The organism is Micromonospora sp. WMMD956 (assembly GCF_029626125.1).
GTDB lineage: Bacteria > Actinomycetota > Actinomycetes > Mycobacteriales > Micromonosporaceae > Micromonospora > Micromonospora carbonacea.
In genome coordinates this window covers 3,510,335-3,521,906 of sequence record NZ_JARUBI010000005.1, presented here as the reverse complement: position 1 = coordinate 3,521,906, position 11,572 = coordinate 3,510,335, and the positions used below count along the sequence as shown (strand labels likewise).

Annotated in this window: 11 protein-coding genes; 4 read left to right on the top strand and 7 right to left on the bottom strand. The window is 68.6% G+C overall.

All coding sequences use genetic code 11. The annotated features are described in order from the left end of the window. Nucleotides 1-280: 280 nt before the first annotated feature. A complete protein-coding gene (locus O7628_RS16190; RefSeq protein ID WP_229406605.1) occupies nt 281-1,390 on the top strand; it encodes a pyridoxal-phosphate dependent enzyme in 1,110 nt (369 codons plus the stop codon). 546 nt (nt 1,391-1,936) lie between these two features. On the opposite strand, the gene O7628_RS16185 is transcribed toward O7628_RS16190, so the two are convergent. After that, nucleotides 1,937-3,397: a site-specific integrase gene (locus tag O7628_RS16185; protein ID WP_278131609.1), complete on the bottom strand. Its 1,461-nt coding sequence runs from the start codon at nt 3,395-3,397 to the stop codon at nt 1,937-1,939. 191 nt (nt 3,398-3,588) lie between these two features. Beyond that, the gene (locus O7628_RS16180; protein ID WP_278131607.1) at nt 3,589-3,912 is read right to left on the bottom strand and encodes a helix-turn-helix domain-containing protein; all 324 of its coding nucleotides are present in this window, start codon (nt 3,910-3,912) and stop codon (nt 3,589-3,591) included. Nucleotides 3,913-4,063: 151 nt separating this feature from the next. On the opposite strand from O7628_RS16180, the gene O7628_RS16175 reads away from it, so the two are divergent. Beyond that, a complete protein-coding gene (locus O7628_RS16175; RefSeq protein ID WP_278131604.1) occupies nt 4,064-4,621 on the top strand; it encodes a hypothetical protein in 558 nt (185 codons plus the stop codon). A gap of 469 nt (nt 4,622-5,090) precedes the next feature. On the opposite strand, the gene O7628_RS16170 is transcribed toward O7628_RS16175, so the two are convergent. Both O7628_RS16170 and O7628_RS16165 read right to left on the bottom strand, forming a co-directional pair. Then, complete coding sequence (locus tag O7628_RS16170) at nt 5,091-5,498, bottom strand: Imm1 family immunity protein (RefSeq protein WP_278131602.1); 408 nt, start codon at nt 5,496-5,498, stop codon at nt 5,091-5,093. Beyond that, entirely contained in the window at nt 5,495-6,601 is a 1,107-nt protein-coding gene (locus O7628_RS16165) for a DUF6244 family protein (protein WP_278131601.1), read from the bottom strand. The genes O7628_RS16170 and O7628_RS16165 overlap by 4 nt, the downstream gene beginning before the upstream one ends. A 471-nt stretch (nt 6,602-7,072) precedes the next feature. Between O7628_RS16165 and O7628_RS16160 the strand changes: the two genes are divergently transcribed. Together O7628_RS16160 and O7628_RS16155 are read left to right on the top strand one after the other, a co-directional pair. After that, nucleotides 7,073-7,588 carry a sigma-70 family RNA polymerase sigma factor gene (locus O7628_RS16160; protein WP_278131600.1) on the top strand — a complete coding sequence of 172 codons (516 nt, stop codon included), beginning with the start codon at nt 7,073-7,075 and terminating at the stop codon, nt 7,586-7,588. Further along, nucleotides 7,585-8,559, top strand: coding sequence for a hypothetical protein (locus O7628_RS16155; RefSeq protein ID WP_278131599.1), 975 nt, complete (start codon nt 7,585-7,587; stop codon nt 8,557-8,559). Before O7628_RS16160 ends, O7628_RS16155 begins: the two co-directional genes overlap by 4 nt. A 287-nt stretch (nt 8,560-8,846) precedes the next feature. On the opposite strand, the gene O7628_RS16150 is transcribed toward O7628_RS16155, so the two are convergent. The 3 genes from O7628_RS16150 to O7628_RS16140 form a co-directional block, all read right to left on the bottom strand. After that, entirely contained in the window at nt 8,847-9,524 is a 678-nt protein-coding gene (locus O7628_RS16150; RefSeq protein WP_278131597.1) for a DUF1524 domain-containing protein, read from the bottom strand. Between the two features lie 195 nt (nt 9,525-9,719). Beyond that, nucleotides 9,720-10,157: a hypothetical protein gene (locus O7628_RS16145; protein ID WP_278131596.1), complete on the bottom strand. Its 438-nt coding sequence runs from the start codon at nt 10,155-10,157 to the stop codon at nt 9,720-9,722. 296 nt (nt 10,158-10,453) lie between these two features. Next, on the bottom strand, nt 10,454-11,140 hold the full coding sequence (locus tag O7628_RS16140) for an AAA family ATPase (RefSeq protein ID WP_278131594.1): 687 nt from the start codon (nt 11,138-11,140) through the stop codon (nt 10,454-10,456). Nucleotides 11,141-11,572 lie beyond the last annotated feature (432 nt).

Sequence of the window (11,572 nt, the reverse complement as noted above, 5' to 3'; positions counted from 1 at the left end):
GGCGAGCAGGCGTAGTCGTGACACGGGCTCTCCTGGGCGGACGCTGACCAGACGGCTCGGCGGCGATTCGTCGGCCACCGCTGAAGTAGTCGGCGGCACAATGCCCCTGGTTCCCCCGAGATCGGTCAATTCGTCATTCGCGAAGATTCCCTGTGCACCGGAACCGGCACGGCCGTGGACGCGACCTGAACGAAGCGCTAGACATCGACCTAGATGACTGGCCTTGGATGCCCGCGCTCCGCCGCCCCCACCAGCGGCACAACACGAGGGACGACCACCCATGCCATTCACGGTCCCGCCCGAAGCCGTCACGACCGTCCACAGCCATGTCACCGACGCCCTCAGGACGCCACGCCTCATCCGCCTGTCGGACAACACCATGCTCGTCCGGTTCGAGACGCTGAAGATCTACGCCGCCCTCGGCGCCGTCCGGGCCCTGCTCGCCGACGGCACCGTGCGGCCGGGAGACACCGTCGTCGACAGTTCGAGCGGCATCTACGCCCTGGCCCTGGCGATGGTCTGCCACCGCTACGACCTCCGCTGCCACATCGTCGCCTCGACCACCGTGACACCGACGATCCGGTCGCAGTTGGAAATCCTCGGCGCGACAGTGGACCAGATGCCAGCCGAATCCGATCTGCGCCTCGATCAGGACCGCAGGGTCGCGCGGGTACGCCAACTGCTGCACGACCACCCCGAGATGCACTGGATGCGCCAGTACCACGACCCCAACCACTACCTGGGATACGCAGAACTGGCCGGCCTCGTACGCATCGCGCTTGCCGGAAGGCCCCTGACGGTAGTGGCCAGCGTCGGCACCGGCGCGTCGAGCGCCGGCCTGATCCAGCCGCTACGCCAGCACGACCCGTCGACCAAACTCGTCGGAGTCCAGCCGTTCGGCAGCGTCAGCTTCGGCAGCGAGCGCTTCCAGGACCCCGAGGCCATCATCGCCGGCATCGGCAGCGCCATCCCCTTCGACAACGTCCGCCCCGACCTCTACGACCGGTTGCACTGGCTGACGTTCCACTACGCCATGGCCGGCACGGTCGACCTGATGCGGACACACGCCGTCTTCGCTGGCCTGTCCACCGGAGCGGCCTTCCTGGCAGCAGCGTGGGAGGCACAGCGTCACCCCGAACGCGAGCACCTCGTCATCGGCGCCGACACCGGGCACCGATACGTGGACCGGGTATTCGCCCGGCACGAGGAGGCCCTAGACCCGGCCCCGCTCAAACCCACCGAGATCGACGCCCTCACAGACCTGGCATTCCCATGGTCAACCATGGACTGGGACCGGCGCGCCCACCCGGACCATGCACTACCCACCCGCACCGTTTCACGTCCCTACCCGGAGATGTACCGAGCACCCGATCATGAACAGGGATGCTGAGGAGTCATCAGCCCGGTTGGCACGGACAGGTCGCCGTCGTGCAGGACCTCGACAGTGGAGATCTGACGGATCCCTGGAACCCGTGGCCTGGAAGGTGAGAGCGGTGATGGGAGGACGCTGCAGCAGCTTGCCGTCGGCGGTGCCGGCCCGTCGACGCGACCCGCCGCAAGGACTTCCTGCCGACGCCGTCCGGGCGGGTCTGCAGCGGTAGGAGCGGTGCTCTCACCGGGCCATCTCTTGCCATAGACAGCTCGCGGCGACGATGAGGATCACCAACAGCACCTCGATCCAGGCGAGAGGGCCGTTGGCAACGATCAGCCGAGCAGGCGCACCACCAGCCCCTCCACGGCGAGGATGATGGACCACAGGATCAACGCCCTGTCCAACGGACCACACCCAGGCCAACACGGAGAACTACGCAGTCCTAGGGCACGGAAAGAACTGTCGCCCAGACGCAGTCGCTCGAAGGTCGCCTCGCCGCCGAGGGTCAGATTCCCACGGCCAGTCCGGCGACGCCGGCAGTTTGTCGGCTCCGATAACGGACGGCTACGCGGTTCTGGGCCGGTTCTGTTGGATCTTCTCGGCGACGGCGTCGGCGGCGTCGTGGCGCATCTTCCTGGTGACGCTCTGGTAGGTGTCGCGGGTGAGGGTGGTGGTGGAGTGGCCGAGTTGTTCGGAGACAACCTTGATGTCCACTCCGGCGTCGAGGGCGATGGTGGCCGCGCTGTGCCTCAGGTCGTGCAGGCGGATCGGTGGGAACCCGGCCTGGCGGACGAGCCTGCGGAAGCGTTGGGTGACCCCGCTGGGATGCCACGGCCGGCCGTCGGGGCGGACGAAGAACAGGCCGGTGTCGGGCCACGCCTCGCCGGCGGCGAGGCGCCACTGGGCGCGGCGGGCCCGGTAGGCGGCGAGGACCCTGACCGTTTCGGCGTCGAGGGCGAGGTCGCGGTTGCCCGCCCTGCTCTTGGGCTTCTTGCGTACCGGCGTGTAGCCGTGGCTGGCGATCTGGTGGTTGATCGTCATCTCGCGCCTGTCGAGGCGGACCTCGGCGTCGAGCAGCCCACACGCCTCCCCACGGCGGGGGCCCCGGTAGGCCATGAGGTGCCACATCGGGTACAGGTCGGGCATGTGCTCGCGGGCGTGGTCGAGGAACGCGACGACCTGTTCGTCGGTCCACACCATGACCGGTCCGGGAACCTTCCCGGTGTCCTTCCACCGGTGTACGCGTTCGGCCTCCCACACGATCGGCACAGGCCGGTCGGCGGGGACCTTGACCAGCGCGGCGGGGTTGGAACCGACGATCACCTCCTCGGCGAGGGCGTCGTTGATGGCCTTGCGCAGGCAGGCGCGGATACGCTGCCGGGTCGACGCGCCGGTGGGCCGCACACCCACGACCGAGGCGCGCACGTCAGGGTCCGCGCTGGACTTCGCCGCAAGGATCTCCTGGTTGCGGCGTTCGATCGCGGCGAACATGGCCCTGATGTGGCCGGTGCGCAGCCGGTCCAGCGGGATCTCCCCGAGGTGCGGGATCAGGTGCACCCGGGTGAGCGACTCGTAGCCGACCGCGGTGTTGTCATCGACGGTGAGGTGGGTGAGCCACTCGGTGAGGTACTCGCCGACGGTGACCATGTCGGCCAGCGAACCGTCACCGCGCAGCCGTTGCCGGATCCGGTCCACCTCGGGCAGCGGCCGGCCCGCGCGCACGCAGGTCTGCAGCAGGTCGGCGATCTCGGTGCGGCGGCGCCGGTCCCCGACGGCGAGGGCGAGCAGCGCCCGCGCGTGGTCCAGCTCGGCGGCGGCGTCGCGGCGGGTCGACAGCCCGGACCGGCGCAACTGCCGACGGCGGCCGTCGCTGGTGGCCGGCAGTTCCAGCTGGTAGGCCCAGTGGCCGTGCTCGAAGCTCCAGGCCTTGTTGGGACGACGCAGCTTCGGGCAGTCGTTGCCCAGCGGCCTGCCGGTATCGGGATGGCGGCAGCCGCAGCGCTTGAAGATGCTCCCGTCTGGCATAGCGTGTGGTGCTCCTCGGGTTGGGGGTGCGGCATCGGTTTGTCGATCGACATCCACGCGTGACACGCCGCGACGATCAAGTCATCGACGGACCGGCCGCCGACAGGGTCGACGCTGCGGCCGGCGGGGCCGCCCTCCGGCCCCGGCGAGGCCGAAGGGCACCGTGGGACGTGGCTGACACGGTGAGGCGGTCAGGGCGGGTCACCGCAGTCGTCAGCGGCCCGTTCGCCGGGCCCGGTGTCGGTCGGATGCGGTAGGTGCAGCATGGCCAGGATCGGCGCGGTCGGTACCCGGTAGTGGGCACCGACCCGGTACAGCGGCGTGGGGAACGCGTCGCGGCGCGCCAGCTTGTAGGCGGCCGACCGGGACATGCCCAGGATCGCGGCGGCCGTCGCGAGGTCGGTGCTCGGACCCAGCGCGCGGATCCGCTCGACGGTCCAGGGTTGCCGCTCCTCACAGCGGGACGCCTCACCGGCGGCGGGCGTAGCGGTTCGGGTTCGTCGTGGCGATCGCATGATCGATCTCCCTGCTGAAGAAACTCGCGGTGACGTGGTGACAGCACCCGGCGGCGCGGCACGCCGGGTGCGAGCGGTGCGAGGCGTGTCCTGGCGTACGGGCCGTGACACGGCGGTAGCGTGGTCGGCCAGCGGCAGCGGGAGGTCAACGGTGGCCAGGACGTGGTTGTCGATCCGGGTCGAACTCGTCTCCGGGCGGGGCGAGGACTACTGGCCCCGGCCGGGCCGGATCCTCGCCGCCGCCAGATCGCACACGTTCGAGCAACTGGGCGCCGCCATCGACCTGGCCTTCGCCCGCTGGGACCTCGCGCACCTACGTCTGTTCACCCTCGCCGACCAGACCCCCGTCTGCTCCTTCCGCACCTGGGAAGACATGCCGGACGGCGCGATGGACAGCGACAGGACCACACTGAGCCGACTCGCACCGGGCGACCAGTTCGCCTACGTGTTCGACATGGGCGACGACTGGACCCACCTCTGCAGCGTCGCCGACCACCGCATCGACCCACTCGACGAACTCGGCCTCGTGGCCACCCAGCCCACCCCGTACCAGGGCTGGGGCGACCTACCGGACCAGTACGGCCGCCGCTGGGACGGCGACAACGGATCCCCCGCGCCAAGACGACCCAGCAACCCCCTGGCCGACCTGCCACCCATCCTGCCCGGGTGGGGACCCGACCGTGGTAGCCACAGCCGGCAACCGTCATGACCGAACACCACACATCCGCCCAGCGCCACAGCTAGAGGTGATGTCGACAAACACGGCGACCGGGTCGGACACTTTCTGCCCGCGACCGCAGAGCCATGAGACCCCGGCGCGGGGGCGAGGACACTCGCTGCGGCAACTGACCAGGCAAGCTGAGGTGATCCACATCGGCCCGCCAACTGCCGGCCAGCTCGCCGACCACGATGCGCTCACACCCCCAAACCGGGCTCTGTCAGCTCCGGCGAACACTTCCCAGCCTCACAGCCCACTCACAAAGCCTGACAAGGCCATCACTGACAGCGCAGAACATGCGGGGTAGCGGCTGCGGCGGTCAAGTCCCGTGACGTGCGGATCCGTCAGATCAACGAAGCGCTCTTAGGTGCCCCGCCCTTGACCCATACTGTGCTCGTCGGGGACGTGCAGGCACAGCATCGATACAGACGTCAGCGAAGCTCAACGCTGGGACCACGCGCTACGTGGCGGGCAGCTCTTCGTGGACCCAGGTCACGCTGGTGGGTCGTTGGCCTGAGGTGACGTACTCGATGACGGCGTTGCGGGCGGTTGCGGTGTTTACCCGGGCCAGCTCGGCGGGGATGTCGCGTAGGCCGGTGTCGGGCGACTCGTACACGGTGATCGGCCTGTCGGCATCGAGGCCGGTGGCGTGGCTGCCGTCGGGGAGCCACCGCAGTGCGGCCCGGTCGGCGTCCACGTCGATGTCGATGCGCAACACCGGCCCGTTGGCGGTGCCGATGGTGAGTGTCTGCCCGCATTCTCCGTGGGGCATGATCGCCGTGACCTGTTCGTCGAAGCGGCGTCCCGCCTCGTCCGGGCTGGTCAGGTCGTAGGGGTGCCCGTGGTAGTCGCGTAGCAGCGGGGTCATCGGCTGATCCTTTCTCCGGTGCCGGTGTAGACACGGTGCCACCAGGTGGTGCCGCCGTCGCGGGTGACCCACACCCGTAGGCGGCTTCCTGCGGGCAGGATGGCCGGCAGGATCTTGTCACACGTCCAGGGGTAGGCCTGGTCTCGGTCGTTGGTGCCGCAGACGGTGTTGTCGATGGCAAGGTCCGCCTCGCCGCCGCCAACGCGGCGCAGGTGCGCGGCGGCCTTTGACTCGACGTGGTCGTAGAAGGTGACCGGGGGTCCACGTAGCGGGTCGTGGACGAGGTCAGCGGCCAAGGACCGGTCGCCTCCTCCGGACGTGACCGGCATTCCGTCGAGGAATCCTTGGGTGGGACGGGTGCTGCCCGCCGGCCGAGGAGGCAGAGAGCCAGCGGTGGCACGGACGGTGTCGGGTAGTGCGCCAGGATCGACCTGCCGCCAGGCGGGGTCGACTGGTGCCGGGAAGGTGTTCTGCCCACCATCAGATGCCGATCCCTGACCAGGGGGCGGACCCGTGGGGTGGACGGGTGACACGGGCGCGGGCTGGACGGCGGACGCGTTATCGCCGCCTGTAGCCGAGGCGGCGAGCACACCGACGTGGTGGGCTTGCGTCAGTGCGGCGTTGACGGCGTGACGCGCGGCCTCCCCACGGGTTCGAAGGACGTGGAGAAGGTCGTTCACTCTCTGCAGGCCCGCCAGCGTCGGGCCGGGCTGACCTCCCCGCAAGGCGCCCACAACGTGCTGCTGCGCTTGCCCGATCTGCGCCGCCGACGCGGCGATGCCGTTGTCGACAACCGTGAGGGCCGCAGCCACCGACGCCAGCACGGCGGTGACCTCTTGCGGGGAGGACTGCTGCGGAACCGCCGCGACCACACGCGCCGTCTCGCCGAGGACACCACCTATCGAGGTCAGCTGCGCCTGCACCTGCCCGAGAACGCCCCGCACCGGTGTAAGCCCTGCCGCGACCGCCGTGAAGCCGGCGGCCGCGGCCCGGACGGCGATCTGCTCCACTGCGTCGTTCATCGCCCGCACGTGCTGCTCAGTACTGGCGACACCGGCGGCCATCGCCTTCAGGTCACCGATGATGTCGTCGATCAGCGACATCACCCGTCCTCACCCGCCGGCCCTCATGCCCCACTGCTTCGAGGCTATAGATCAGCATGGAGACAAGACAACGCCAGGCCAAGCGGACGACCCTGGCATCGTGTCGCCACGACCAGGGCGCGGAGCCTTTGCAGGCTCCGGTCAGGAGCCCTCCGGATTCTGCCAGTGGGCACCAGTGGCTCTGGATCGCAGCCCATGATCATCGCGCTCTGTCACAGCGAGATCACGATTTGTCGGGCGGTGTAGACCTTGCCACTGATTGTGAGCCTCTTCTGGGTAGCGACGATTCACGTCGTTCACGTCCCCGAGGAGGATGTCCGTGCGTGGTACACCGTGGTGCGGCGGCATGCACAGTTCGAAGCAGTGCGCCCGTCTCGTTGCCCGCCACGACTGGCGCAGGTCATGCCAAGGGCTTCGGCGTCCGGATCAGATCCGTCTGGCTGCTGGGGGCGCGGGCGTGGGATGCGGACGGTGACCAGCGATGAAGCGAACGAGCAGTTCATCTCCTTCTACACAGCGTGGCGAGGAAAGCTGTTCAAGGCGGTAGCGGCCTGGACCGGCGACCGGCATGCCGCGGAAGACGTCGTGCAGGAAGTCATGATCTTGGTGCGCCACTACTGGGGCCGCTACACCCGACCGGAGATCCTCATGTACCGGCTGGCCCGCCAACAACTTGCCCGCCGAGTCGCTATACCAGTACAGATGGACTCGCTGGAACAGCGCCAGGAGGCAGACGACCTGCCCGCTGGCCCCGCTCGCGACCTGGACCAGCAGCTGGATCTCCTCGCCGCGCTACGTCGGCTGCCCACGCGACAACGGGAGGTCGTGGTGCTGACCGAACTATGTGATCTCGACCAGTCCGCCGCTGCGGAGATCCTCGGCATCAGCGTGTCGGCACTCAAGACCCACAAGGCCCGCGGGCTACGCACCCTGCAGGAGCGGCTGGCTGGCGCCAGGGCCGACACCGAAGGAGGGAAAAGCGCGTGAGCATCGCAGACGACCTGAAACATGCGGTAGACACCTGCCTCGGCCCCCGATCGACCCGCAACACCTCGGTGGAGGCCCGTCGGGTCCTGCACCTGCACGCGCAGCGCGCGGCCGACCCGCTTCAGCGCCGACAGATGGACGACACCATCGCGGACGCCGAACTCGGCACCGCGGCCTACCTACTCGGCGTGCACTACCAGATTCACGGACGGCGGGACCAAGCCGAGCACTGGCTACACATCGCCGCCGTCCACGACGTCGCAGACGCCGCGGTACGCCTGGCGATGCTGCTCGAGTACCGCTCCGTCGTCACTGCCAATACCAGCATCGACACCCCGTCGACACCCGACGACGACCTGGCGCGGGCACGACGGTGGTACCAGGCCGGCGCGAAGGCCGGCTATCGCACCCACGACGCCGGTGACCCGGCGCCTCTTACCCCGCTGGCATTCGACTGCTGCCCAGCCGTGGCGCAGGCCGCCGGCACAGAGGAAGCCGACGAGATCATCAGCGGCGCCCGCCGTCAGGCAGCCGCTTTGCTGCGCCAGGCCCGCGCCGATGTGAAGGTGATCATCGACGCCGCCCGCCACGAGGTCAACGACCTCGCGCGACAACGCGCCGAGGTCGAGAAGCAGATGCGGCTCCTGCAACACGTCGTCACGGACATCGCCGCCACCGAGACCCAACCCCGACGACGCTGGCGACGACTCCTGGCCAGAGGAAGAACCCTCGCCCCCCGCAGCGTGGAACCCGACGCGTGGCAACAGATGCGCGATCACCTACGCGCACACGACAGCACCCCGCAACGACGCGCCGTACGCCGGTCGGTGATCACCCGGATCATGACCCTCCTGAAACTCGGAGACGCCGCAGAGCTGGACATCCTCGACCTCGACGTCGAGACCAAGGAAGCGATCTCACGCCACAACTGGGCACGACCAGACGTGCCGATACGAGCCCGCGCGGGGTGAAGGCGCACAAGCCGGCGGCGCTGGCCGGCGGGGCAGCATCGAGCAAGGCTAGGTGATCCACTCGACGATCACCGGGCCGAGCGTGCGGGGCCACCGCGTCAGCAGCGTTGCCGTTCCGTCCCGCCGTGCCCTCTCCGCCTCGATCGGCGGGCACACCCCTCCGGGTCTGGTCCGAGTTCCCTTTACGAGCTCGAACGCTCTACAGCCGTGACTGGGCGCGGGGCCGTGCGCATTCTGGCGTCGGCAGCCCCGCTCCCGGGGCTGCCGACGCCGAGATGTAGGGCGGTTCAGGACGAGCAGGTGTTGAGCATGCTTTGCAGGGCAGACTTCTCCGACGATTGCAGCCGCAGGCCCCAGGCGTACTTCACGGTGATCCACATCTTGCTGTAGGTGCAGCGGTACGACGACAGCGATGGTTGCCATGTCGACGGGTCCTGATCGCCTTTGGACTGGTTGACGTTGTCGGTCACCGCGATCAGTTGCGGGTGTGACAGGTCATTGGCGAAGCTCTGCCGGCGGCTGGTCGTCCAGGAGTTCGCGCCGGAGCGCCACGCCTCGGCAAGGGGGACCACATGGTCGATGTCGACGTCCGACGCGGCAGTCCAAGTCACCCCGTCATAAGGGCTGTACCAGCGGCCTGATGTGGCCTGACATGAGGTGTTGACGACGACTGAGGTGCCGTCGCGCTTGAGAACCTGCTCGCGCGTGTCACAGCTGCCGCTGATGGTGATCCAGTGGGGAAACAGGTCGCGGGAGTAGCCACTGGTGGAACCCTCGTTGGCGACGGCCAGGGCATTGAGCTGCGACTGCGCGGTCGCCTTGGAGGGGATCCCCGGTGGCGTCGCCTCCGCTGTGCCCACGCTGGTGGTCGAGAGGAACGCACCGACGAGCGTGGCGAGTGTCAGCGTCACGGCGCGCACACGGGGTCGTGTGAGCCCGGGCGTCTTCGTAGTCGGTCGTGTCATCTCATGCCTCCAGATCAACGACAACAGGCGGACTGATCATCATCGATCTACGTGGCGGTGGGATGGCGTTGCTGTGAAGAATCGGGAAGGCCGACCGCGCCGCGTGAGCCCGACGGCCATACCGAGGCGTCGCCCAGCATCCACCCAGCGCGGTGACAACCCGGGCCTTGGAGTGCCGGGTCTCCCCGGCCACGGTCAGGTCGGGGCCGATGGCCAGGACGTCGGGGCGGCGGCGCGCTCGCGGCCGTCACACCTCGACCTCGACGGTGCCGCCGACGGACTCCCAGGTGCGGGCCTTGCGTTCCTTGAGCGCTTGTGGGTATCGGTTTCGGGTTCGTGCTCCGGGCACGGTGAGCGGCCGTCCTCGTGCCGGAACATCGGGCCGTGGCGTCCTTCGACGAAGGTCAGCCAGACCGGGATGCGGGGGAGGTTGTTCTGGATCCGGTGGCGCACGCAGAGCAGACGGAGCAACTTCTTGCCGCCGATGCCATGGGGCCTGTCGTTGGCGAGCCGTTCGCGCAGGTCGGGCTGCTCAGGATGGCCCCAGAGGTTGAGCCGTGGCTGCATCTCGATCTCGACGGATACGCAGAACACTCCGTCGCTGAGGGCGAGCGAGTCGAGCTGCTCCCACACTGGTCGGGACACGAATCCCCCTGCCGAAGATCGGCAAAGCCGTTGCCATCGTTGAGTTACGCATCACCCACTCACCGCATCGGACGTCGACAGCCTTCGAAGTGGTCAGGTTTCACGAAGGCCCGTTCTTGGCTTGCGCTGCGCGTGGCCTCTGTGTGACTTGAGCTCTGCAACGGGCTGGGCCAGGCGGCGAACGCTGTCACTTCCCGTGGAGTCGTAGCTGCGTGGATCGTCGACGCGTCGCTGCAGGTAGATCCCGCTATCGCGAGCGGTCGGGTGCCAGAACTGGGCGGAGTTCAAGGAAGCGTGACCCGTGCCGGGTCGGTTGCTGGTGGTCGAGCCTCCGTAGGCGGGGGTGCGCCCGTGGGGCTACGGAGGGGGCGGTGGCTGTTGTCGGCTTCGCGGGAGCAGTGTTGGCAGCGTTGTGGGCAGGGTGTGCGGGGTACGGCGGTGGTGAGGCCGCTGTCGCGCAGGATGGTGGCGACGGTCTGGTCGAGGGTGCTGGTTTCGGGGATGACGGTTTCGGTGGGGGTGTGGAGTAGGTCGCGGTGGGTGTACCAGTGGCGCATCTCGTCGGGGGTGACGGGGATGGGTTCGGCGCGGGTGAGGTGGCGGCGGACGGTTTCGTCGTAGGACACGTCGAGGTAGAACACGGCGGTTGGTCCGGGGTGGTGGTCGATGAGGTGGTGCAGGGCGTCGGCGTAGCGTTCGGTGTGCAGGATGCCTTCAAGGATGACGTGGTAGCCCAGGTCGAGGGCGGTGCGGGCGGTCGCGGTGATGAACGCCGGCGCGACCGGGTTGATGTGCGCGGTGTCGTGCTCGCGTAGCAGGGTTCGGCGTAGGTAGTCCTGTTCCAAGAGCGCGGCACCGCGGCCGTAGCGGCGCCGCGCCTCCCGCGCCGCCGACGTCTTCCCGCTGCCGGAGTTGCCGCGGATGATCACGAGCGTGGGTGGGACAAGGTCCCCGGGGCGAGACGTGGGCATCAGGTACCCCTTCATGCGACGGTGCTACGGCGTCGGCGTGCGCATATTCGATCAGGCCGGTGTGACAGGGTTGGGTGCCTTACTGGCTGGTTCCGGCGGTGATGCAGGTCCCAGCCAGAGAGGTTCTCCTCGTGGTTGGGGACGAGGTTGGTGTTGAACCATGCGGCGTCGGGCCGTCGCGACTGTTCCCATTGGCGCAGCCCAGGTCCGTGGCGTGGTCAGGGACAGGGAGTGGGCGCTGTCGGTGAGGTTCGCGGCAGCGGTGGTCGCGGTGGTGTGTCCGACGCCGTGCTTGCCGTCACCCAGGACGGTGAAGGCGCGTTGTGGTCTGCCGGAGATGACGGAGTAGGCCGTCCATGACAGCCAGCCCAGGGGCGCGGTGGTAGGTCGCGATTCTGTGGCATTTCGCAGCGTGGCCAGACGCCTCACGTT

Bases quoted from the DNA above. Each gene is read 5' to 3' on its own strand.
- O7628_RS16190 (WP_229406605.1), top strand. From the start codon at position 281: ATGCCATTCACGGTCCCGCCCGAAGCCGTCACGACCGTCCACAGCCAT.
- O7628_RS16185 (WP_278131609.1), bottom strand. From the start codon at position 3,397: ATGCCAGACGGGAGCATCTTCAAGCGCTGCGGCTGCCGCCATCCCGAT.
- O7628_RS16180 (WP_278131607.1), bottom strand. From the start codon at position 3,912: ATGCGATCGCCACGACGAACCCGAACCGCTACGCCCGCCGCCGGTGAG.
- O7628_RS16170 (WP_278131602.1), bottom strand. From the start codon at position 5,498: ATGACCCCGCTGCTACGCGACTACCACGGGCACCCCTACGACCTGACC.
- O7628_RS16165 (WP_278131601.1), bottom strand. From the start codon at position 6,601: ATGTCGCTGATCGACGACATCATCGGTGACCTGAAGGCGATGGCCGCC.
- O7628_RS16150 (WP_278131597.1), bottom strand. From the start codon at position 9,524: ATGACACGACCGACTACGAAGACGCCCGGGCTCACACGACCCCGTGTG.
- O7628_RS16140 (WP_278131594.1), bottom strand. From the start codon at position 11,140: ATGCCCACGTCTCGCCCCGGGGACCTTGTCCCACCCACGCTCGTGATC.